This is a genomic window from Arthrobacter sp. NPDC058288, assembly GCF_042880995.1.
Lineage (GTDB): Bacteria > Actinomycetota > Actinomycetes > Actinomycetales > Micrococcaceae > Arthrobacter.
The window spans coordinates 506,032-526,922 of record NZ_JBHVYH010000001.1 but is presented as its reverse complement, the minus strand read 5'-3'; the positions used below and the strand labels follow the sequence as shown (position 1 = coordinate 526,922).

At 64.8% G+C, this 20,891-nt stretch carries 22 protein-coding genes, 1 tRNA gene and 1 pseudogene; 8 read left to right on the top strand and 16 right to left on the bottom strand.

Features of this window, described 5'->3' with window-relative positions; translation table 11 throughout:
* Positions 1 to 110: 110 nt before the first annotated feature.
* From ACFVWT_RS02450 to ACFVWT_RS02420, 7 genes and pseudogenes are all read right to left on the bottom strand, one after another.
* Positions 111 to 1,223: a GNAT family N-acetyltransferase gene (locus tag ACFVWT_RS02450; RefSeq protein WP_390244927.1), complete on the bottom strand. Its 1,113-nt coding sequence runs from the start codon at positions 1,221 to 1,223 to the stop codon at positions 111 to 113.
* Between the two features lie 8 nt (positions 1,224 to 1,231).
* A pseudogene (locus ACFVWT_RS02445) lies at positions 1,232 to 1,340 on the bottom strand (GNAT family N-acetyltransferase); the annotation flags it as partial.
* A gap of 123 nt (positions 1,341 to 1,463) precedes the next feature.
* Positions 1,464 to 2,171, bottom strand: coding sequence for a 50S ribosomal protein L1 (gene rplA, locus ACFVWT_RS02440; protein WP_011692825.1), 708 nt, complete (start codon positions 2,169 to 2,171; stop codon positions 1,464 to 1,466).
* Between the two features lie 179 nt (positions 2,172 to 2,350).
* Positions 2,351 to 2,782: a 50S ribosomal protein L11 gene (gene rplK, locus ACFVWT_RS02435; RefSeq protein ID WP_003803853.1), complete on the bottom strand. Its 432-nt coding sequence runs from the start codon at positions 2,780 to 2,782 to the stop codon at positions 2,351 to 2,353.
* Positions 2,783 to 2,913: 131 nt separating this feature from the next.
* Entirely contained in the window at positions 2,914 to 3,789 is an 876-nt protein-coding gene (gene nusG, locus ACFVWT_RS02430) for a transcription termination/antitermination protein NusG (protein WP_390244924.1), read from the bottom strand.
* A 116-nt stretch (positions 3,790 to 3,905) separates the two neighbouring features.
* Positions 3,906 to 4,190, bottom strand: a complete 285-nt coding sequence (gene secE, locus ACFVWT_RS02425; RefSeq protein ID WP_390244922.1) for a preprotein translocase subunit SecE — start codon at positions 4,188 to 4,190, stop codon at positions 3,906 to 3,908.
* Between the two features lie 82 nt (positions 4,191 to 4,272).
* Positions 4,273 to 4,345: transfer RNA gene (locus tag ACFVWT_RS02420), tRNA-Trp, on the bottom strand.
* 275 nt (positions 4,346 to 4,620) lie between these two features.
* Between ACFVWT_RS02420 and ACFVWT_RS02415 the strand changes: the two genes are divergently transcribed.
* Positions 4,621 to 5,838 carry a pyridoxal phosphate-dependent aminotransferase gene (locus ACFVWT_RS02415; RefSeq protein ID WP_390244920.1) on the top strand — a complete coding sequence of 406 codons (1,218 nt, stop codon included), beginning with the start codon at positions 4,621 to 4,623 and terminating at the stop codon, positions 5,836 to 5,838.
* A gap of 83 nt (positions 5,839 to 5,921) precedes the next feature.
* On the opposite strand, the gene ACFVWT_RS02410 is transcribed toward ACFVWT_RS02415, so the two are convergent.
* Both ACFVWT_RS02410 and ACFVWT_RS02405 read right to left on the bottom strand, forming a co-directional pair.
* Positions 5,922 to 6,608 carry a LuxR C-terminal-related transcriptional regulator gene (locus ACFVWT_RS02410; RefSeq protein ID WP_390244918.1) on the bottom strand — a complete coding sequence of 229 codons (687 nt, stop codon included), beginning with the start codon at positions 6,606 to 6,608 and terminating at the stop codon, positions 5,922 to 5,924.
* Positions 6,605 to 8,023, bottom strand: coding sequence for a PspC domain-containing protein (locus tag ACFVWT_RS02405; protein ID WP_390244916.1), 1,419 nt, complete (start codon positions 8,021 to 8,023; stop codon positions 6,605 to 6,607). Before ACFVWT_RS02405 ends, ACFVWT_RS02410 begins: the two co-directional genes overlap by 4 nt.
* A 124-nt stretch (positions 8,024 to 8,147) precedes the next feature.
* Between ACFVWT_RS02405 and ACFVWT_RS02400 the strand changes: the two genes are divergently transcribed.
* From ACFVWT_RS02400 to ACFVWT_RS02380, 5 genes are all read left to right on the top strand, one after another.
* Positions 8,148 to 9,791 carry a PspC domain-containing protein gene (locus ACFVWT_RS02400; RefSeq protein ID WP_390244914.1) on the top strand — a complete coding sequence of 548 codons (1,644 nt, stop codon included), beginning with the start codon at positions 8,148 to 8,150 and terminating at the stop codon, positions 9,789 to 9,791.
* 1 nt (position 9,792) lies between these two features.
* Positions 9,793 to 10,095: a hypothetical protein gene (locus ACFVWT_RS02395; RefSeq protein WP_390244912.1), complete on the top strand. Its 303-nt coding sequence runs from the start codon at positions 9,793 to 9,795 to the stop codon at positions 10,093 to 10,095.
* Between the two features lie 3 nt (positions 10,096 to 10,098).
* Positions 10,099 to 10,356: a PspC domain-containing protein gene (locus ACFVWT_RS02390; protein WP_209743076.1), complete on the top strand. Its 258-nt coding sequence runs from the start codon at positions 10,099 to 10,101 to the stop codon at positions 10,354 to 10,356.
* Between the two features lie 172 nt (positions 10,357 to 10,528).
* Complete coding sequence (locus ACFVWT_RS02385; RefSeq protein ID WP_390244910.1) at positions 10,529 to 11,554, top strand: 6-phosphofructokinase; 1,026 nt, start codon at positions 10,529 to 10,531, stop codon at positions 11,552 to 11,554.
* Between the two features lie 104 nt (positions 11,555 to 11,658).
* On the top strand, positions 11,659 to 12,417 hold the full coding sequence (locus tag ACFVWT_RS02380) for a GNAT family N-acetyltransferase (RefSeq protein ID WP_390244908.1): 759 nt from the start codon (positions 11,659 to 11,661) through the stop codon (positions 12,415 to 12,417).
* 22 nt (positions 12,418 to 12,439) lie between these two features.
* Here the strand turns inward: ACFVWT_RS02380 and ACFVWT_RS02375 are convergent, their stop codons facing one another.
* From ACFVWT_RS02375 to ACFVWT_RS02345, 7 genes are all read right to left on the bottom strand, one after another.
* Positions 12,440 to 13,978, bottom strand: a complete 1,539-nt coding sequence (locus ACFVWT_RS02375) for a DHA2 family efflux MFS transporter permease subunit (protein WP_390244906.1) — start codon at positions 13,976 to 13,978, stop codon at positions 12,440 to 12,442.
* A 31-nt stretch (positions 13,979 to 14,009) separates the two neighbouring features.
* Complete coding sequence (locus ACFVWT_RS02370) at positions 14,010 to 14,573, bottom strand: PadR family transcriptional regulator (RefSeq protein ID WP_390244904.1); 564 nt, start codon at positions 14,571 to 14,573, stop codon at positions 14,010 to 14,012.
* Positions 14,574 to 14,727: 154 nt separating this feature from the next.
* Positions 14,728 to 15,144 (bottom strand): ankyrin repeat domain-containing protein, encoded by a 417-nt coding sequence (locus ACFVWT_RS02365; protein WP_390244902.1) that lies wholly within the window; start codon positions 15,142 to 15,144, stop codon positions 14,728 to 14,730.
* A complete protein-coding gene (locus ACFVWT_RS02360) occupies positions 15,141 to 16,226 on the bottom strand; it encodes a YgfZ/GcvT domain-containing protein (protein ID WP_390244900.1) in 1,086 nt (361 codons plus the stop codon). Before ACFVWT_RS02360 ends, ACFVWT_RS02365 begins: the two co-directional genes overlap by 4 nt.
* 22 nt (positions 16,227 to 16,248) lie before the next feature.
* Positions 16,249 to 16,992, bottom strand: a complete 744-nt coding sequence (locus ACFVWT_RS02355) for a flavodoxin family protein (RefSeq protein ID WP_390244898.1) — start codon at positions 16,990 to 16,992, stop codon at positions 16,249 to 16,251.
* Between the two features lie 79 nt (positions 16,993 to 17,071).
* Positions 17,072 to 17,686, bottom strand: a complete 615-nt coding sequence (locus ACFVWT_RS02350; RefSeq protein WP_390244896.1) for an FABP family protein — start codon at positions 17,684 to 17,686, stop codon at positions 17,072 to 17,074.
* Between the two features lie 169 nt (positions 17,687 to 17,855).
* Entirely contained in the window at positions 17,856 to 18,590 is a 735-nt protein-coding gene (locus ACFVWT_RS02345) for a permease (protein ID WP_390244894.1), read from the bottom strand.
* Positions 18,591 to 18,866: 276 nt separating this feature from the next.
* Between ACFVWT_RS02345 and ACFVWT_RS02340 the strand changes: the two genes are divergently transcribed.
* Both ACFVWT_RS02340 and mshD read left to right on the top strand, forming a co-directional pair.
* A complete protein-coding gene (locus ACFVWT_RS02340; RefSeq protein WP_011692843.1) occupies positions 18,867 to 19,565 on the top strand; it encodes a response regulator transcription factor in 699 nt (232 codons plus the stop codon).
* Between the two features lie 271 nt (positions 19,566 to 19,836).
* Positions 19,837 to 20,808 (top strand): mycothiol synthase, encoded by a 972-nt coding sequence (gene mshD / locus ACFVWT_RS02335; RefSeq protein WP_390244892.1) that lies wholly within the window; start codon positions 19,837 to 19,839, stop codon positions 20,806 to 20,808.
* Positions 20,809 to 20,891: the final 83 nt, after the last annotated feature.

Here is a 20,891-nt window from a genome sequence, read left to right as displayed (position 1 = left end):
CACACAACTGCAGAAGTGAGCTATGCCCAGGAGAGTGGAATTCCAACAACCGACGGTCTTTGGTCCTTCAAGCTTACGGGCAACGCCGCCCGTACTCCAAATCGGGGCCGCTAGCTGCTGCTCGGTCCGAGGTCCGGCAGCTCCTTCTGCCATATCCCGGTGACGCCCGCGGTGTTGAAGCCCAGCTGTTGGTTGACCTTGAGCAGGTACCTGTTTTCCGGGGCATTCCAGGTATAGATGACCCTGGCGTCGGGGAACTGCTCGGTCAGGCGCACCATGTTGGCCACCTTGATCAGCAGGCCCAGCTTGTTGCCCCGGTGTTCCTGCATCACCACGGTGTCGTCCTGGAACACAACGTCCTGCCTCTGGGACAGGACGCTGATGGTAGTCAGCCCCACCAGCATCCCGGTGGCAATATGTTCGACGGCGGTGACCACCGTTCGCCGTCCCTGCGCGATGGTGGCGTCTTCCGCCTTCCGGATCATGGCGCCGTCGAACACCATTTGCTCTTCCGTCCGAGTGGACGGTTCGGTGTCTTCACCGGCCTGGTTCTCCAGGGCGGCCACACCCTCGAGCCAGATGTCCGGGCACCTGTCCGTCCAGTGATGCAAGCGGTAGCGGCCCGCATTGGCCTGCTCGGCTTCATCGGACAACTCCGCGACCAGCTTGGTGTCCAGCGGCAGCAGGCACGAACTGAACTGCTCAATGTGCTGCAGGGTGTAGCCGGTCTTCCGGGCGAACTCCACTTCCCGGCTCCCCATCGGAACAAAGCCAAGCCCGGAGCCGGGGACAAGCTGGTCGTCCACGGAGCTGCTCAATGAAACGCCGGGATGGTTGGTGTCGATCAGGATCATGCTCCGCCCTTCGGCCCGGGCAAACTGCTCAGCCGCCTCCAGCAACTGGCGTCCCACTCCCTGGCGCTGGAATTCCGGCAGAATGTCCAGCGTGAATTCAGCGAGGTCAAGGTTATCCGCGAGTGGCAGGGCGATATCCACCGTGCCCACAATTTGGCCCTGCACCTTGGCCACCAGGATGACCTGGCGCTCGTAGGGATCGGCAAGTTCCAGGAGCTTCTCAAGCGGCGTGTAGGCGAGATCATCACTCCCCCACGTTTGCATCCGCACCTTGCGGCCAACTTCGACGGCGGCCAGGAAATCGGCGCTGTCGGGCCCGTCGAGGGAATCGGGAATCCAGAGTTGTTCGATCCGTACGTCTTCAACCATAGAGGGCGTCATTCCAGTCGTTTCTGCCACTCACCTTCAAAGCCGGCGGGCTTGAATCCAAGCGAATATTTACGCCAGCATATGCCGGTTTCCGCTGGCATTCCACGTCATGACCGACTCCGGTCCCAGCTTCCACTGCCATTCGCCGTCGTACACCTCCGGCCGGCAAATAAATGGGTGCAGACGCAGGAAGACCGCCCCGCGGCTGCGGGACGGTCTTTCAGTTGGAACCAGCGAGGATTAGACCTCGGTCAGGACCTTGGTGACGTTGGGGTCAACCGAGATGCCCGGGCCGAACGTGGTAGCCACGGTGGCCTTCTGGATGTAGCGGCCCTTGGAAGCGGAGGGCTTCAGGCGAAGGACCTCTTCCAGTGCAGCTGCGTAGTTCTCGGCCAGCTTGATGGCGTCGAACGAAACCTTGCCGATGATGAAGTGCAGGTTGGAGTGCTTGTCGACGCGGAAGTCGATCTTGCCACCCTTGATGTCGTTGACAGCCTTGGTGACGTCGGGGGTCACGGTGCCGGTCTTCGGGTTCGGCATCAGGTTACGCGGACCCAGGACCTTACCGAGGCGGCCAACCTTGCCCATGAGGTCAGGGGTCGCGACGGCTGCGTCGAAGTCGGTCCAGCCGGCTGCGATCTTTTCGATCAGGTCATCGGAACCAACGAAGTCGGCGCCGGCAGCAATTGCTGCTTCTGCCTTGTCGCCCGTTGCGAAGACGAGGACGCGGGCAACCTTACCGGTGCCGTGCGGCAGGTTAACGGTGCCGCGGACCATCTGGTCAGCCTTACGCGGGTCTACACCCAGGCGGAAAGCGACCTCAACGGTGGCGTCGAACTTGGACGGGTTGGTGTCCTTGGCCAGCGTCACTGCCTCGAACGGCGCGTAGAACTTCTCCGCGTCGATCTTGGCGGCGGCTGCCTCATATGCTTTGCTGCGCTTTGCCATGCTGCTTATTCTCCTTGTGCAGTTGTGGTCTGCGGACCGCGCTGGGCCCTGCCACAGTTGGATGATCGGGCTGGATCTCCAACATTTCAATGATTCAGTGGTGCCGGTCTCCCGGCGGTGCCGTCCGGCGTCGTAATCGGTGTCTGTCCGAATACGCGAGCCGCATCAGCGGTGGGGAATTAACCCTCGACGGTGATACCCATGGAGCGGGCGGTGCCGGCGATGATCTTCGCTGCGCCTTCGAGGCTGGTGGCGTTGAGGTCTTCCATCTTGGTGGAGGCGATCTCGTTGACCTGGGCCTGGGTCAGCTTGGCAACCTTGACGGTGTGCGGGGTAGCTGAACCCTTGGCGACGCCTGCAGCCTTTTTGATGAGCTCTGCAGCCGGCGGGGTCTTGGTGATGAACGTGAACGAGCGGTCTTCGTAGACCGTGATTTCAACAGGAATAACGTTGCCGCGCTGGGCTTCCGTCGCAGCGTTGTACGCCTTGCAGAATTCCATGATGTTGACACCGTGCTGGCCAAGCGCAGGACCGATCGGCGGGGCCGGGTTGGCGGCACCTGCCTGGATCTGCAGCTTGATGAGGCCGGTGACCTTCTTCTTGGGAGCCAATGTAGGGTCCTTCTCTCAATTACGTCCTGGGACACAGGAGCGTGCCTCAGGTTGGTGGCCGCCATGGCGAGGCGGCCGGCCGCTTCGTGGCTGCTAAGCGGGCAGCCCCGGAGCGAATTCTGTGGGTGTTGCTAGATCTTGGTGACCTGGTTGAATGCCAGGGTAACCGGGGTCTCGCGCTCGAAGATGGAGACCAGCACCACGAGGGTCTGGGAATCGATCTTGATCTCGGAGATCGTGGCGGGGAGGGTCTCGAACGGACCTTCCTTGACGATGACGGACTCGCCAACTTCGAAGTCGACGTCCACCGGAGCTGCGGCGTGCTTGACCGGCTTGCCCTTCTCGGCCTGCTCTTCTTCGAAGACCGGGGCGAGCATGGAGAAGACCTCGTCGAGGCGGAGCGGCACGGGGTTGTGGGCGTTGCCCACGAATCCGGTGACACCCGGGGTGTGCCGGACAGCACCCCACGAGGCATCCGTCAGGTCCATGCGGACCAGGACGTAGCCGGGGATGCGCACGCGGTTGATGACCTTGCGCTGGGCGTTCTTGATCTCCACGACTTCTTCCATGGGAACCTGGATTTCGAAGATGTAATCTTCCATGTCCAGGGTCTGGATGCGGGTTTCAAGGTTGGCCTTCACGCGGTTTTCGTAACCTGCGTAGGAGTGGATGACGTACCAGTCGCCCTCCTGGCGGCGCAGCTTGGCCTTGAATTCCTCTGCCGGATCAACCTCGGCCTTGGCGGCAGCTGCGGCGAGGGCGTCAGCCTCATCTTCGTCGGATTCAGCGTCGTCGCCCGTTTCGGCGTCAGCATCTTCATCGCGTGCGGCGTCTTCATCGCGTGCGGCGTCGTCGGACTCAGCGTCGGCCTCAGAGGAATCGTCGATGGAATCGGGCGCAGCAGACTCAACCTCGGACTCTTCCCCGGCTACCGCCGCGGCGTCTGTTGTGCTGTCCGTGGACCTATCCAGCTCAGTCTCAGTTACCTCGAGCTCCTGCTCAGACACTTGGTCTCCTGCTTCCTCATTGCCTAACATGCCTATTTAAATGGCTCAATTCCGCACACCCCGTGAACCCTTCCGGTTTATCGGAAGCATTCCACGCAGTCTGCGGACGGATCGCCTTAGCGGTCCGTGGGGCCTGTGCCGCCGAAGACCCAGCTCACTCCGGTCCCGAAAGCCAAGTCCAGGACGGTAACAATGAGCATCATGATGATCACGAACACCAGCACCACGAGCGTGTAGTTGATCAGTTCCTTGCGGGTGGGTGCTACGACCTTCTTCAGTTCGCCGATGACCTGGCGGATGAAGAGTGCGATGCGAGCGAAGATGCCGGACTTGGCGGCATTCTTGGCGGGGCGGCCCTTGGAGCTGCTTGCAGCCGTTTCGGTCACCTGGTCCTCACTCATCCTCGCAAATGTCGGATTACCCGGCTCTGAACTGAACCATGGTTGCTGCGCTGGCCCCGGCTAACCGCCGGAACCGCTTGCGCAGGGCAGACAGGACTCGAACCTGCAACCTGCGGTTTTGGAGACCGCTGCGCTACCAATTGCGCCACTACCCTATGGATCGAAAACCAATCACACCACACTTCCCGCAGACTTCGCGGGGCGCAGGCCATCATCGTGTTTTCAACACCGGAGAACTAGTCTACGCAACAACTGCGCTTACGTCGAACCAGCCTCATTTCGGACCTTCTTCGCGGCTGCCAGAGCCTGCCGACCGGGACACGGTCACATTCCTGGCCGCCTCGCTGAACGATCCGCTGAACAGCATAGAGTAGATCTCGTCGAATCCCACATCCAGCCATCGAGCTGCAAGCGAAGAATGGACCCCGCCATGCCTGCCGCCCGCGTTTCCCAACGCATTTCCGCTATTGCCGAATCCGCCACCCTGGCCGTTGATGCCAAGGCCAAGGCACTCAAGGCAGCCGGACGGCCGGTCATCGGCTTCGGCGCCGGGGAACCCGACTTCCCGACCCCCGGCTACATCGTGCAGGCCGCCATTGAGGCCGCCAGCCAGCCGAAGTACCACCGCTACTCCCCCGCCGGAGGGCTGCCGGAACTCAAGCAGGCCATTGCGGACAAGACGTTCAGGGATTCCGGCTACAAAGCCGAGGCGTCACAGGTCCTGGTCACCAACGGGGGCAAGCAGGCCGTTTACAACACGTTCGCCACGCTGGTTGATCCGGGCGACGAAATCATTGTTCCCACCCCGTTCTGGACTACCTACCCGGAAGCCATCCGGCTGGCCGGGGGTGTTCCCGTTGAGGTCTTCGCCGGCCCGGAACAGGACTACCTGGTCACCGTGGAGCAGCTGGAAGCGGCCCTGACCGAGCGCACCAAGATCCTGCTGTTCGTCTCTCCGTCCAACCCCACCGGTTCGGTCTACTCGCCGGAACAGGTCCGCGAGATCGGTCTCTGGGCAGCTTCCAAGGGGCTGTGGGTTGTGACCGACGAAATCTACGAACACCTGACCTATGACGGCGTCCCCTTCACCTCCATTGCCACGGCAGTTCCCGAACTGGGCGACAAGGTGGTTATCCTCAACGGCGTCGCCAAGACCTACGCGATGACCGGCTGGCGGGTGGGCTGGATGATCGGTCCGGCGGACGTCATCAAGGCGGCCACCAACCTGCAGTCCCACGCCACATCCAACGTCTCCAACATCATGCAGATCGCTGCCCTCGCGGCCGTCTCCGGCCCGCTCACCGCGGTGGACGAGATGAAGGTGGCTTTCGACCGCCGCCGGAAGGCGATTGTCGCCGGCCTGAACGCCATCGACGGCGTGGAATGCCCGACGCCGAAGGGCGCGTTCTACGTCTACGCGGACGTCCGCGGCCTGCTGGGCAAGGAATTCGAGACGGCGAACGGCACCGTCCGCCCGCAGACTTCCGCCGAGCTCGCCGCGCTAATCCTCGATGAGGTTGAGGTTGCGGTTGTCCCTGGCGAAGCATTCGGCCCTTCGGGCTACCTGCGGCTCTCCTATGCCCTTGGCGACGACGACCTCGCCACCGGGGTGGCCAGGCTCCAGGGTTTCCTCGGCAAAGCCAAGTAGGCACCCCGAACCTCTGATGCTCTATCACTTAGGGTCCTTCTGCCGCCGGCTTAGGGACCCTAAGTGATAGAGCATTCTTTGGGCTAGAGGAGGCGGCGTTCGGCCGCCCATTTGGTCAGTTCGTGGCGGCTGGAAAGCTGAAGTTTCCGCAACACGGCGGAGACATGGGTTTCCACGGTCTTGATGGAGATGAACAGCTCCTTGGCCACTTCCTTGTAGCTGTAGCCCCTGGCAATGAGGCGCATGACCTCAAGCTCGCGGGCCGAGAGCCGGTCCAGTTCGTCGTCGGCGATGTCTGCCGGCGCCGTGCCGAACGCATCCAGCACAAACCCCGCCAACCGCGGCGAAAAGACGGCATCCCCGCCGGCCACGCGCAGGACAGCGTCGGTGATTTCGGTGCCGGAGATGCTCTTGGTCACATATCCGCGCGCGCCGGCACGGATGACCGACACAACGTCCTCAGCAGCGTCCGAGACGCTCAGTGCGAGGAACCTCGTGGTGCCCAGCAGCGCGGCCGACCCGGCGATCACCTCGCGGCCGCCGCCGCCCAGCCCGCCCGGCAGGTGCACGTCCAGCAGGACCACCTCGGGCCGGGTCTGCGCGATCACGGCGATGGCCTGTTCAACCGTTCCGGCCTCGCCAACCACGGTGACCCGGGCGTCCAGGTCGGCTTTGAGCCCAGAGCGGAAGATGGCGTGATCGTCCACGATGACCACCCGGATCGCCGGCGTGCCACCCGCTTCGGCACTCCCTGGTACGACGTTGTTCACGATTTTCCCTCTCCGTTGTCCGCGGCGTCGGACGGCAGCCTGAGCCTTACCTCCGTGCCGTCCGGGCTGCTGCTGATGACCGCGGTGCCGCCGTGACGGTTCATCCGACCAATAATCGATTCCCGGACCCCCATGCGGTCCTCCGGAACCGACTGGGGGTCAAAACCCGGCCCGCGGTCCTTCACGTAAACTTCCGCGCCGCCGTCGGAGACCTCAAGATACACGGATACCGCGCCGCCGCCGTGGCGGGACGCATTCACCATGGCCTCGCGGCTTGCCTGCACCAGGGCCTCGTGCCTGGGCGTCATGACGGTGTCTCCCACGCTGACGACGTCCACGGCATGGCCCAGGGAATCCTCCACCTCCGCTGCGGCGGCCCTGATGCGCTCCGACAACTGCCCCGCCTCCTTGCCGGGATCACGGTAAAGCCAGCCCCGCAGCTCGCGTTCCTGCGCGCGGGCCAGCCGCACGACGTCGTTCTCGTTGCCCGCCCGGCGCTGGATCAGCGCGAGGGTCTGCAGGACGGAATCGTGCAGGTGGGCTGCAATCTCCGCCCGCTCCGTTGCCCTGACCCGGCCTGCGCGCTCCGTTTCAAGGTCCCGCCAGAATTTCAGGCCCCACGGAAGAAGGACCAGGGCCACACCTCCAAGGACGGCCACGGAGGCCAGGAGCGCCAGCCATGTCTGTTCCCAGGAACCGGAGCCGGACACCATCACCAGTACGCCGGCAACAACCAGGGCCAAACCGGCAGCGAGTCTGGCCCAACCGCCTGCCTGGTCGGCCTTGGTCTTGTCGAGCAATCCGGCCCGGCGGGTTTCGTCCAGCTGGATCCAGGCGATGGCAGCCCCGCCAAGGATCGCCGCGGCCGGGATCAGCGTCCCGAGAGGAACGTCCACGCCCAGCATGCGTGCGATCAGGATTCCGCCCGCCAGCAGCAGTCCGGCACCCAGGAGGACTTCCTTGCCGTACGGCATGCTCCGCACGCGGAACCACGGGGCGCTGGCGGCCGCCGCACCGTCAGTCCCACCGGTTGCCCCCTGGCCGGTTCCGGGGACCGCGCCGTGAACCGGCGCATCGGGGAAGGCCGACGCGCCCGTCAAGTCAGTTGCGGCAGGCATCGGTCCGGAAACAAAGGCCGGCGGTACGGGAAGCTGCCCCGGCGCACTGACGGCCGGCGCAATGGGCGACGCCGGGCGGCGCGCGTTCCGTTTCGCGTTCTCGTCCGCGGTGGGAACCATGATCCAGAGCCAGGCATAAAACGCCAGCCCTGCTCCGCCGGCGAGCGCGGCCACCGCCATGCCGATCCGGACCATCCGCACCGGCCAGCCCAGGTGGGCGGCCAGGCCCGCGCAGACGCCTGCGATAACGCGGTCGCTGCTGCGGACCAGCGGAGGGCGGGCAAAGGCCATTGTCATGTGTCAATCCAAACACGGATCAGGGTTCCGCAGGCCTGATTTCGGGCTGAACCGGGGGTCAGTCAGGGGTAGCTCAGGGTGTTCCCCAATAGAGCGCAGCCGCCGCGGACGGCAGGATCGAAGTATGAACTCGCACAATGCATACCCAGGTGACGATCCCCTGCCATCCCACCGTCCCGATTCGGATTCCGGTTCCGATTCCGATTCCGGTTCCGCCGCGTCAGCTGGCGACGATTCCCCCGGCGGCGCCACTGCAGACCAGGGCGCCACTGCAGACCAGGGATCCACACAGGGCAGCTTCCCGGGAGGTCCGCCGCCGCTCTATCCGAACGCGCACATTCCCGGCGCCGGTTTTCAGGGCGACCAGCTCCCCGGCGACCAGTTCCCCCCTTCCCAGCCGGCAGCTGGTCAATCCTCTTACCCTCAGTCCCAGCCCCAGAACTTCTTCAACTGGGTCCGGAGCCACAACATTCAGCGCGGACGGGACCGCTGGATCGGCGGTGTGGCCAGCGGCGTCGCACACCGGCTAGGGGTTGATCCGCTGATCGTCCGCGGCGTCTTCATTGTCCTGTCGATCTTCGCCGGCATCGGAGTCCTGCTCTACGGCATCGCCTGGGCCCTGCTTCCGGAACCCGACGGCCGCATCCATGTTCAGGAAGCCGGCGCCGGGCGCTGGTCCACCGGCATGACCGGGGCGCTCATCACCACGGTGATCGGCTTTCCCAGCCTGGGCAGCGGCTTCTGGGGCTGGGAGCGGAACGGATTCGGCGGCTTCTTCTGGACGATCTTCTGGATAGCCGGCGCCATTTACCTCATCTACTACCTGTCGCAACGCGATAAGGCCGCCAAGGGAGCGCCCATCATGAACACCCCGCCAGAAACCGGCGCGGCTGCCGGCGGAACCGCCTTTGCGGCACAGTCGCCAGCAGGGACCTCATCCCCCGCCGGGGCGCCGCCCTACGAGCCCGGCGCCTTCGCGGGCGGTCCGTATGGGGGCAGCCCCTACATTGGTGGCACTTCCGCCACCGGTCCGCACGACGGCGGCGCTCCCGGCTCGGGAGGCTACGGCGCAACCCCGCCATACGGCGGCGGATACGGCGGCGGCTATGGCAGCCCGTCCGTTCCTGCCCCCAAAGCGCCCAACCTTGGCCCGGGTGCCCCTGCCGTCGCAGTGACGGCAGGCCTCGCGCTCCTGGTGGGCGGCGGCATCAAGGCCCTCGAGGCCCTCAACCTCATCAATCTCGGCGACGCCACCAACGCCGTGGTCTGGGCCAGCGGCGCGGCCGTCCTGGGCCTCGGCATTTTGGTCGCGGGACTCAGGGGCCGGACCTCTGGAATCCTTGGATTCTTTGCCGTCGTGGCCCTCATTATTGGCGGGATTTTCAACGTTGTGCCCCACGGAGACCGTTTCCGTTTCCAGGACGCCAACTGGAACCCGGCCAGTATCGAACAGGCACGCGGAGGATTCGACATCACCGGCGGCAGCGGAACAGCCGACCTGACCAAGCTGAACATCACCCCTCCGCTGGGCACCGCCGTCGTCATTCCGATGGACGTCACTGCCAGCAACCTGACCGTCATCATCCCGGACACAGTGCCCGTGGAAATCCGCGCTGACATGACCCTTGGCAACCTCAATGAAGGTTCGCAGAACCACGGCGGCATGACGTCCAAACAGAGTAGCTACAACACCGACAAGCCAGGCGCCGCGCTCATCCTCGAGATCGACGGCACCATGAGCAACATCACCATCCAGGAAGGAAAGTGACATGAGCAGCTACGAACCTGCACCGGACACTGCGCCGCAACCAGCGCCCTCACCGGCGGACGCGTCACACAGCGCCGGATCACGCCACGGTGGTGAGTCACCGGCCCGGGTGGGCACAGTGGTCTGGGGCCTCATCGTCCTGGCACTGGCGGCGTTGATCATCATCGGCCAGCTCGGCATCGTGGTGCTGAACGGCACGTACGTGCTTATCGGCCTGATGATCGGCGCCGGCGCAGCGCTGGTGGTTGGGGGGCTCCTCTCAGCCCGCGGACGTGACAAAGAATCCACAACAGGGAAGTCTTGAGGCATGGATAAGTTCTTCAGCATCGTCAGGGGCCTCGGCCTGAAACGCGGACCGCAGCGGTGGCTGGGCGGCGTGTGCGGAGGCATCGCCGCAAAGCTCAACGTGGACGTCGCCTTCGTGCGGATCGCGTTCCTGCTCCTCAGCCTCCTGCCCGGGCCGGCCTTCGTGTTCTACGTGGCAGCGTGGCTCATCCTCCCGGACCAGCGGAACGCCATCATCCTGCAGTCGTTCCTGGATAAACGGTCAATTAACGGATCCTGACCACGAGGTCCAGGGGCCCCGGCTCTGCAGAGCCGGGGCCCCTTTCGTTCGCCATGAATGAGCTGCCCTTTGTAACCGGTTTGTGTCGTAACCCACACTCACCACTACAATCTAGGTGAGCTCAGCGTGGCGCTCTGCCTGTACACCCCCTCACCAGGATTTGAGCCGAGACATGAAAATTGGAATTCTCACCAGCGGTGGCGACTGCCCCGGACTGAACGCCGTTATCCGCGGCGCCGTCCTCAAAGGGATCGCCATCCACGGCCACGAATTCGTAGGATTCCTCGACGGCTGGCGCGGCGTCGTCGAAGGCGACGTCATAGACATTCCCCGCACCATGGTCCGCGGCATCGCCAAGCAGGGCGGGACCATCCTCGGTACGTCCCGGACCAACCCGTTCGAAAACGGCGGCGGCCCCGAGGTCATCAAGGCCCACATGGACCGGCTCGGCATCGACGCGATCATCGCCATTGGCGGCGAAGGTACGCTGGCCGCAGCCAAGCGGCTGACTGACGCCGGCCTGAAGATCGTCGGAGTTCCCAAGACCGTGGACAACGACCTTGACGCGACGGACTACACCTTCGGATTCGACACCGCCGTCCAGATCGCCACCGAGGCCATCGACCGCCTCCGCACCACCGGTGAATCGCACCACCGCTGCATGATCGCCGAAGTCATGGGCCGCCACGTGGGCTGGATTGCCCTGCACGCGGGCATGGCATCAGGCGCGCACGCCATCCTCATTCCGGAGCAAAAGGCCTCCATGGACCAGATCACCGAGTGGGTGGAGGAAGCCCACGCCCGTGGCCGCGCGCCCTTGGTGGTTGTGGCCGAGGGCTTCGTTCCGGAAGGCCAGGAAACGCCGCATTCCGAGCGCGGACTGGACACCTTCGGACGCCCGCGGCTGGGCGGCATCGCCGAAATGCTGGCGCCCGAACTCGAGGCACGCACAGGCATTGAAACCCGGGCCACCGTCCTGGGCCACATCCAGCGCGGCGGCGTCCCGTCCGCATTCGACCGTGTCCTGGCCACGCGCCTGGGCATGGCCGCCATCGACTCGGTGGTGGACCAGCGCTGGGGAACCATGGTGTCGCTGCACGGCACGGACATCGTCCACGTTGGCTTCGACGCCGCGCTGGGCAACCTCAAGCGCGTTCCGCAGCACCGTTACGACGAGGCCGCCGTCCTCTTCGGCTAGGCCAACAGCCACAGCAGGCAAACAGCGCGAACGGGCACTTGTGGCCCCAGCAACAGGGCCGCAAATGTCCGTTCGCGCTTCACACCGCTGGGTAGGGTTGAGGCATGACTCTCGACCCCGGTTCCGCAGATATCATCCAGTTGGCATGGGCCCGCCACTTGGGCCTCGATGACGGAGCCTTTGCCGCGGTCCGGAAGCTCGACGCCGATGCGGCGGTCTCCGGGGCAGGCCCGCTGGCAGCAGGCGCACGGATCACGCGGGCGGACGAGTCCCGGAGTTCAGTGGACTTTGTGCGGTTGTTCGGCGCGTCGGCCCTCGTGGGGCCCCAGTGGGCAATCGACGCAGCAGAGCGTATACCGGACGAGGAACTCGCCCAGCACGTGACGCTCCTGACCATCACGCGGCAGCATGGCGGCCACGGCCAGGGCGCGGCCGCCCTCTTCTTCGCCGACGATCTCCCGCTGCGCCAGCCGGCCGAGGAGCTGACCGTCTCGCATGGAAATCCCGAAGCCATCGAACTGGAAGGCCTGTGTCCGCCGGACGACGTCAACGAGGTGGGATTGTCCGATCTCGAACACCGGTTCACCATCCTGCGCGATGACAACGGCCGCAAGGTCCCCGTTGCCTGTGGCGCCTACGCCGAGTGGGAGGGCATCCTGGCCCAGATGGGGGTCCTCGTGGATCCCGACTGGCGGCGCCGGGGACTGGGCTCGCTGGCTGCGTCCATTGCTGCCCATGAGGCACTCGCGGCGGGGCTCACCCTGCAGTGGCGCTCTGATGTCAGCAACAAGGGCGCACTGGCCATCGCGCGCAGCCTCGGATTTTCGACCGGCGGCATCCACACCAGCGTGCTGCTGGGCTGACCGGAATCAGCCCGGCACACGCTTAGGCGGACTTGGTCTGCGCTGATTCGGCTTGGGTTGCCGTTGTGCCTTTCGCTGACGCCGGGGCACCAGCCCCACCCCAGTTCTGAACCGGCTTGGGCTTGGCGAAGAACAGCGCCACGGCTGCGCCCAGCAGAATCACGGCCGCCGGCAACATGATGGACTGGCCCATCGCCGTTGAGAACCCCTCATGCAGTGCCTCCGGCAGTGTGCCGCCAAAGGCCATGGGACTGGCCTTGCCGGAACCGTCAGGTGCCGCCGGAAGCTCCGCCGCGAGCCGCGACTGGATGAGGACCGCAATGGCGGCGCTGCCCAGGACCGCGCCGATCTGGCGGGTGGTGTTGTAGACGCCCGAGCCGGCGCCGGCCTGGCGCGGCGGCAGGTTGCGGGTGGCTGTGGAGCTCAGCGGGGCCCAGATGCCCGCGTTCGCGAATCCCAGCACGGCACTGGGCAGGAGGAACAGCCAGATGGGCGTGTCGGGGTGCATGAGGGACGAATTCCAGAACAGAGCCAACGACATCAGGACCAGGCCGGCCGCGGTGATGTATTTCGGGTTGACCCGGTCAATGATGCGTCCGACAACCGGCGCCAGCCCTCCCGAGATCAACGCCATCGGGACCATCATCAGCGCAGACTGCGTAGGCGTCAGGCCACGGACCACCTGGTAGTAGAAGATCAGCGGGAGGCTGAATGCCGTCACCGTGAAGCCCACCGTGGTGATACCGATGTTAGCCAGGGAGAAGTTGCGGTCCTTGAACAGTGAAAGCGGGAGAAGCGGCTCTCCCTTGTTGAACCGCTGCCACAGCACGAAGCCCACCAGGACCACCAGGCCGGCGATGATCAGGCTCCAGACGGTGATGGGACCGGTGATGGTGCCCCAGCTGTATGTCTCGCCTTCCTGGATGCCGAACACCAGAAGGAAGAGCCCGACGGCGCTGAGCAGCACGCCGGGGATGTCGAACTTGTGCGGATGGGTGCTGAGGGAGGGGACGAAGCGCAGGGCAAGGATGAAGCCGACGAGACCCACAGGCACGTTGATGAAGAAGATCCATTCCCAGCCGAGGCCGTCCACCAGGACGCCGCCGAGGATCGGCCCCACGAGGGTGGCGACACCCGCCGTGGCGCCCCAGATCCCCATGGCCGCGCCGCGCCGGTCCGGCGGGAAGATCCGGGTGATCACCGCCATGGTCTGGGGGGTCATGATTGCGGCACCAAAGCCCTGGACCACGCGGGCCAGGATGAGGCTCTGGACGTCACCTGACAGCCCGCACCACAGGGAAGCGAGGGTGAAGACCACCAGGCCCGTGAGGTAGAGCCTCTTGGGCCCGAACCGGTCGCCCAGCCGGCCGGTGATCAGCAGCGGCACGGCGTAGGCCAGCAGGTAGGCGCTGGTCACCCAGATGACGGAATTGATGTCCGCGTTCAGGCCCTCCATGATCCGGGGGTTGGCGACCGAGACGATGGTGGTGTCGATCAGGATCATAAAGAAGCCGATTACCAGGGACCATAGGGCCGGCCACGGCCTAGCTACGTTTTCCATGTGAATCCTTCAGGTGTTGTGGTGTGGTCCGCTACCAGGGGAGGTCCCCGGAGCGGAGCTGGTCCTGCAGGCCGCATATCCAGCCCATCTCGGACCGCAGCATGGTCTGTTGGTACTGCAGGTCGATCCAGTACTTGCGTGCCACGTCCTTCGTCCGGACGGCCGACTCGGCTGACTGCAGGAAGTCCAGCTGTTCCTGCAGCAGGACCAGGCGCCGGTCCAGGAGGTCCAGGACGACTGGGGCGGGCAGGTTGTAGGCCTCTGCCACGGCGAGCGGGAACGACGGGTATTCGTTGACCGGCTCGGCGAGCATGTCCTGCAGGCGGGCCGTCAGGGCCTCCCGGCCGGCGGGCGTGATCCGGTAGGTGGTCCGTTCCGGCCGGTTGCCCTCCCGGTCCGTTCCGGCTGTTTCCACGAGGCCCCGCTCCTCGAGCCTGCCGACGGCGTGGTAGAGCGTTCCGGGGCGGACCTTGACCAGACGGTCTTCGTGCCTGGCCATCAGGAGCTGGTACATCTCGTATGGGTGCATGGGTTCTTCAACCAGGAGCGACAGGGCAGAGATGCCGAGCGGCGTCAGCGGGGCGGATCGGGGCATGGTTCCGGCTACTCCCCTGTTCCTCCACGGCCGCATCTCGACAGCACATTTGCTATTATTCCGCTTCAACTATTCCACATGGAATATTAGGGTGCAAGAAAGCCCGCGCATCCAAGGATCCGCGGGCCTTCCCTCCGTCCGGTTGCCGGCTGGGTCAGCCGAGCAGGGCCTGGATGTCCGTCCTGGCAAACATCTCCGCCGCAGCGCGTGCGGACGGCGTGCCGGCATCCGGGTCCGCGCCTGCTCCCAGGAGCGCCTCGGCGACGTCCGTGTAACCCTTGAAGGCGGCGCCGGCGAGGGGCGTCTGGCCCCGGTCGTTGATGGCGTTGGCATCGGCGCCGTGCCGCAGCAGCAACTGCACCGCCGGGGCGTGGCCGTGGTACGCCGCCAGCATCAGCAGGGAGTCGCCGGCGGCGTTGGTCATGTTGACCGGCGCACCTGCATCGAGGTAGCTGCCCAGGAGCGCAGCGTCGCCCTGGCGTGCCGCGTCAAAGAGGGCGTGGGCCAGTGCCAGTGTTTCGTCGTCGGGGCCGGCGGTACCGCCCCCCGGGGTGCCATCGTGGTCAGTCATCGGTGTGTTCCCTTCAGGAATCCGGTCTGGCGGCCCACCACTTGTCCTGCGTCGGGAGCCACAATGACTTCCTGCGCGGCCGTGTAGGGTTCGTCGCCGTCTACGACCGTCAGTATTTCATCCGGAGAGACGGAACGCTTTATGACTGCGAGTGCGATGGGACCCATTTCGTAGTGCTGCACCACGGACGTCACCGTTCCCACTTTGCGCTCCCCCAGGCGTACTTCGCTGCCCACGGCCGGGAGGGTGTGCTGCGAGCCATCCAACTGGAGGAAGACCAGCCGCCGCGGCGGATGGCCCAGGTTGTGCACGCGGGCGACCGTCTCCTGGCCCTTGTAGCAGCCTTTCGCCAGGTGGACTGCGGTGCGCAGGAGGTCAAGCTCATGCGGGATGGTTTTGTCGTCGGTTTCCGCGCCGAGACGGGGACGCCAGGCGGCGATGCGCAGCGCTTCGGCGGCCCAGACTCCTGCAAGCGGCCGGTCACCCACGGTGGCTTCGAGTTCCGTGGCCGGAACCAGGTATTCAAACCAGGGACGCTCCATGCCCGGGTGGGATTCCTCCGCGACAACAGAGTAGGCGTAGCCACCGGCACCCACATGCGGCCAGGGGTCTTCCCACACTTTCAGGCCGGACCACTCCTCAACCCGCCGCGTGGACCCCAGAACGGCCCAGTCGTCGGAAACATCGGCAATCTCGACCCGCAGCATGAACTTCATCCGGTTCAGCCACTCCGCCAGCGGCGCCGCCTCGGCGGCCTCCACAATCAGCCAGGTGGTCCCGCCGTCGTCAATTACCCGCGCGTCGAACTCGATGCGGCCCTGGACGCTGAGCAGCAGCAGTTCGCTGGACTCCCCCGGCGCGAGGTTGGTGACCTGCTGGGAGGACAGGGTGTTGAGCCAGCTCAGGCGGTCGGGCCCGGAGACGGTGACCACGCCGCGATGGGAAAGGTCGACGACGGCGGTGCCGGCCGCCAGCGCGCGCTGCTCCCGCAGCGGTTCACCATAATGCGACGCGACGCCGGAGTCCGCACCGCCGGCCTCGACGGCGCCCGGGCGCGACAACAGGGGGCTCTTGATAGTCATATGTAGTAGAAGTCCTTAGGGGCTAGCGGTATTCCGGATTCTCGAAGTCGAACCGCGTACCGGCTTTCCACTCCTCCGGCAGGTTGCCGTAGGCGGGGATCCCGCCGGCGTCTTTCAGGATTCGTGCCAGGTGCAGCAGATTCCACGTCATGAACGTGGTGTTGCGGTTGGTGAAGTCGCTCTCCGGCCCCCCTGACCCTTCGTCGAGGTAGCTCGGACCCGGCCCCACCGGACCGATCCAGCCGGCGTCAGCCTGCGGAGGGATGGTGAAGCCGATGTGCTGGAGGCTGTACAGGACGTTCATCGAGCAGTGCTTAATGCCGTCCTCGTTGCCGGTAATGAGGCAGCCGCCCACTTTGGGGTAGAAGGCCCACTGGCCTTTGTCGTTCAATTGCCCCGAGTGCGCGTACAGGCGTTCGATCAGTTTCTTGGTCTGGGAGGAATTGTCGCCCAGCCAGATGGGGCCTGCAACCACCACGATGTCCGCTTCCCTGACCGCGGGGTACAGTTCGGGCCACTCGTCGGTTGCCCAGCCGTGCTCGCGCATATCGGGATACACTCCGCTGGCAACGTCGTGGTCCACGGTCCGGATCACCCGGGTGGCGACGCCCTGCTTCTCCATGATCAGGCGGCTGACCTCGATCAGGCCTTCCGTATTGCTGGTCTCCGGAGATTTCTTGAGGGTGCCGTTGAAGAAAACGGCCTTGAGGTCGCTGTAGCTTGCTTTTCGTTGATCCGGCCTACCCGGGTCCTGCTGGCTGTTCACGGTCTTGCTCCCTGCGCTCGCTGCGGACAACAAAAATCAGTGAGACCTGCCGGCCGGAGGGTTGCAGGGTCCGGCCGGCCTAGGAAATCTTGCTCAGAATGGCCGAAGCGTGCGCTTCCAGTCCGCTGCCCGGGGCGGAGCCGGCGCCGCTGGCAACATCCCACCGCCAGAGCAGCTTTCCGTCCACCAGGCCAAAAATCCGTGTTGCCGCCGTGTACTCCTTGGAGTGGCTTCCACGCATGACCATGTCGGTGCTCAGCTGGATCTGGGGGCCTTTGATCTGGCCGTAGTACAGCTCGGAGATTCCGCCGGGGTGGGAGATGGAAACTGAGATGTCGAAGCCGCCGTCGCTGTTGCGCAACGCTTCGACTTCGTCGGCGCTTTTCAGCACCGGAACGATGTCGGCCGGGATCAGCCCCGGACCGCCGTCTTCCTCCCGCTGCTTCCGCTCCAACGCCCAGAAGCCGGTCTCCACCGTCAGCGGCCGCAGCTTTGTGCCTTCATCGTCGGTTAGCCAACTCTCGGCACGGTACTGGAGGTACGGCAGGCCGTTGTGCGTGAAGGACACGTGCTGGGAGAAATGCTCGGAATCCTCCTCGCCGGCCCCCAAGCGTCCGCTGCCCTCCCACTCACCAATGAGCCAGGACAACGGGACGAGCTCGGGTGTGAGGTCTGTAGGTATTTCAATCGGCACAGTAACTACCTCCGCAGACAACTAGCTCCGAACTGGTATTACTTCTGGCCCTTGAAGAGGCGGTAAACCACGAAACCAGCGAACCAAGCCATGGAAAGGCTGGCAATGCCAAGCAGGACAAGGAAGAAAATCTCAAATGCAAGTACGGACATGATGCCATCCTAACGCGTTAGTAGATGAGTAGTTTGTCTATGAAGTAAGCGAGTGAACCCACCGCGGCCACGGGTGCGAGGCCCATGCCGAGGGCGGCTGGAAAGTTAATCCGGTCCCCGCGGAGTATAACCAGTCTGCGAAGGCTGACGAGGACTGCGCCCACCGCAACGCCCACCACGGCGGCTGGTATTACGGCGATGTTTGAGAAGATCAGGCCTGCCAACGGAGCAGTGAGTCCGGCCAGCACAATGCCCAGCGGCGCTACGATCCGGTCCGGCCAGCGAATGAGTCCGGCCAGCAGGGCAAAGGCGGCACTAACGCCGGCCACGAGCAGCATCTCCTTGACGCCGTTGAACCGTGACGCCGCAATCCACCCTGCGCCAAGGCAGGACAGCAGCACACCTGCGCTCGAACCCAGCGTGGATTCCAGCCGCTGCGCCTGGCCGGTGCCCCGAAGCAGCTGCATCAGGAAGACAGCCATCACGCCCGCGGCGATAAACGCCGGGGTCCAGTCGAGGAAGCCGGGTGCCGGGACGTAGGTGGCAGCCACGGCCGATCCCGCTCCGGGCAGTCCGATGATTGCCGCGAGCGTCTTCTTGGCCGGGATGTCCAGGAAGTGCGGCCAGCCGACTCCCACGGCCAGGGCTACGAGTATGGCGACACCGAGCAGCACTTCAGGTGAGGTGTAAGCCCCGCCGATAAAGACAGCAAGCCCGGCCAGCCCAATGGTTCCGATGGTCCACGGCTTCACTGTTTACCCGCGCTCACTCTCTGCTGACATCTTCTTCGCTGCGTCCAATCCTGCCCTATGTGACCTGCTTATGTCGCAAAACGTGAACTGAAACCGCACTGATCAGTGTCTGTTTAGGGGCAATTGGGTATACTCAAAGCTCAGCTACGCTTCCTTCGGAGGATGCGGGCCCGGCGGGATTTCCGGCCGGCCACGACCGACGCGGGCAGCCAGTACCGGCCGGTGAAAGCCCGGTTCAGACGCCCAATGATGCGCGGACAGCCCCTTGGAGGAACAATGTCGCACATCCTGCTACTGACGAACAGCACCGGCTCATCGGTGGACATTTTGCCTGCCTTGGAATTGCTCAACCACCGCGTCCATATCCTCCCGGCCGAGCCCACCGCCCTCTTGGAAACCGATCCCTGCGACGTCGTCCTGCTGGATGCCCGCAAAGACCTGGTAGGTGCGCGGTCCCTCACGCAGCTGCTCAAGGCCACGGGGCTCAGCGCACCACTGATGCTGATCCTCACCGAAGGCGGCATGGCAGCCGTCTCCTCGGCCTGGGCCGTGGATGACATCCTGCTGGACTCCGCGGGTCCTGCCGAAGTCGAAGCCCGGATCCGGCTCTCTGTCGCGCGGGCCGTGCCGGAGAAAGAGGATCTTCCCACCGAAATCCGGGCCGCCGGCGTCGTTATCGACGAAGCAAGCTATACGGCCAGGGTGAACGGTGCCCCCCTGAACCTGACGTTCAAGGAGTTCGAACTCCTGAAGTACCTGGCGCAACACCCCGGCCGGGTGTTCACCCGGCAGCAGCTGCTCACTGAGGTGTGGGGCTACGACTACTACGGGGGCACCCGCACGGTGGACGTCCACGTCCGCCGGCTGCGCGCCAAGCTTGGCGCCGACCACGAGAACCTGATCAGCACGGTCCGCAACGTCGGCTACCGCCTGACGCTGGTGCGGCAGCCCGAAGAGGAGCTGACGGAGGCATAGCCCACCGCAGCCCGCGCGGGGTGGCCCGCTCCCGCAAATTCAACGAAAACGAAGAAGCCCCGGACCAATGGTCCGGGGCTTCTTCGTTGGCTTCTAGGCCTGCAGTGGAGGACATACGGGTCGAACGTATCGAGGCCACCCCAGTGGTGGATCCCCCTCAGTTCCCGCTTCAGGAAGCCGGAACAGGTAATGACTATACGTGCCGGATCCGGCCGCATCAAATCGACCCGAATCCCGCCGTCAGCCGGATGAGCCGTATAGCCTGTAGACCATGAGTCCTGCGCATCCCGAAAACTGGCCCGTGCTTGTCATCAAAGGCGGAGTGGACGATGAACTGCTCAGGGATTTCACCGCCCTCGCCGCGGCGGCCGAGGAGTCGGACGGAAACCCTCCCCTGTCCGAACAGACCTTTGTGACCCTTCGCGCCGGCGAGTCGGGAAGCCACTCACTCCTGACCTTGGCGCTCTATGCGCCCGATGAAGATTCGGATCCCGCCACCGCCCAGGACCTTGCCGGCTTCGCGGTGGTGGTGGAGGAAGCGGACGGCACGGGTGTACTGGAGGTGGCGGTGCATCCGAGCTACCGGAACCAGGGCGTGGCGGACAGGCTGGTGGCCACGCTCAAGGCATCACGGGGTTTCGACGGGCTCAAGGCGTGGTCCCACGGAAACCATGAAGCCGCAGCGGACCTTGCGGCCAAGTACGGTTACGCCCCCATCCGCGAGTTGTGGAAGATGCGGCTCACAGCGTCTGACGCTGAGTTGCCCGACGCCGCCCTTCCGGACAACGTGAGCCTGCGGGCTTTCGTCCCCGGGCAGGACGAGGAGGCCTGGCTGGCAGCCAACAAGGCGGCCTTCAGCCACCATCCGGAGCAAGGCAACATGACGCGGCAGGATCTGGCCGCCCGGATGGCCGAGGACTGGTTCGATGCCGCCGGCTTCCTCCTCGCCGTAGACCCGTCCGGGCGGATCCTCGGCTTCCACTGGACCAAGGTGCACCCTGGCCACGGCGGCCATCCCGCTATCGGTGAGGTTTATGTGGTGGGAGTGACCCCCGAAGCCCAGGGCATGGGACTAGGCAAGGCCCTCACTGTGGCCGGCATCAAGTACCTGCAGGACAAGGGCCTCCACGCGGTCATGCTCTACACGGATGCGGACAATACGCCGGCCGTTTCGCTGTACCGCCGGCTCGGCTTCACACGGTGGGATGCTGACGTGATGTACGGGCCCAAAAACGGCGGTTAATCCAATCGGCAGTCGCATGCGCCGCGGTTCAGGAAATCTGCGTATCCCCTGAATCGAATGCTTGTAAGGTTGAAGGTAAACCG

Bases quoted from the DNA above. Each gene is read 5' to 3' on its own strand.
- ACFVWT_RS02380 (WP_390244908.1), top strand. From the start codon at position 11,659: ATGACTCTCGACCCCGGTTCCGCAGATATCATCCAGTTGGCATGGGCC.
- secE (WP_390244922.1), bottom strand. From the start codon at position 4,190: ATGAGTGAGGACCAGGTGACCGAAACGGCTGCAAGCAGCTCCAAGGGC.
- ACFVWT_RS02405 (WP_390244916.1), bottom strand. From the start codon at position 8,023: ATGACAATGGCCTTTGCCCGCCCTCCGCTGGTCCGCAGCAGCGACCGC.
- ACFVWT_RS02450 (WP_390244927.1), bottom strand. From the start codon at position 1,223: ATGGTTGAAGACGTACGGATCGAACAACTCTGGATTCCCGATTCCCTC.
- ACFVWT_RS02375 (WP_390244906.1), bottom strand. From the start codon at position 13,978: ATGGAAAACGTAGCTAGGCCGTGGCCGGCCCTATGGTCCCTGGTAATC.
- ACFVWT_RS02370 (WP_390244904.1), bottom strand. From the start codon at position 14,573: ATGCCCCGATCCGCCCCGCTGACGCCGCTCGGCATCTCTGCCCTGTCG.
- rplA (WP_011692825.1), bottom strand. From the start codon at position 2,171: ATGGCAAAGCGCAGCAAAGCATATGAGGCAGCCGCCGCCAAGATCGAC.
- mshD (WP_390244892.1), top strand. From the start codon at position 19,837: ATGAGTCCTGCGCATCCCGAAAACTGGCCCGTGCTTGTCATCAAAGGC.
- ACFVWT_RS02395 (WP_390244912.1), top strand. From the start codon at position 9,793: ATGAGCAGCTACGAACCTGCACCGGACACTGCGCCGCAACCAGCGCCC.
- ACFVWT_RS02415 (WP_390244920.1), top strand. From the start codon at position 4,621: ATGCCTGCCGCCCGCGTTTCCCAACGCATTTCCGCTATTGCCGAATCC.
- ACFVWT_RS02385 (WP_390244910.1), top strand. From the start codon at position 10,529: ATGAAAATTGGAATTCTCACCAGCGGTGGCGACTGCCCCGGACTGAAC.
- ACFVWT_RS02360 (WP_390244900.1), bottom strand. From the start codon at position 16,226: ATGACTATCAAGAGCCCCCTGTTGTCGCGCCCGGGCGCCGTCGAGGCC.
- ACFVWT_RS02340 (WP_011692843.1), top strand. From the start codon at position 18,867: ATGTCGCACATCCTGCTACTGACGAACAGCACCGGCTCATCGGTGGAC.
- ACFVWT_RS02400 (WP_390244914.1), top strand. From the start codon at position 8,148: ATGAACTCGCACAATGCATACCCAGGTGACGATCCCCTGCCATCCCAC.
- ACFVWT_RS02390 (WP_209743076.1), top strand. From the start codon at position 10,099: ATGGATAAGTTCTTCAGCATCGTCAGGGGCCTCGGCCTGAAACGCGGA.
- ACFVWT_RS02365 (WP_390244902.1), bottom strand. From the start codon at position 15,144: ATGACTGACCACGATGGCACCCCGGGGGGCGGTACCGCCGGCCCCGAC.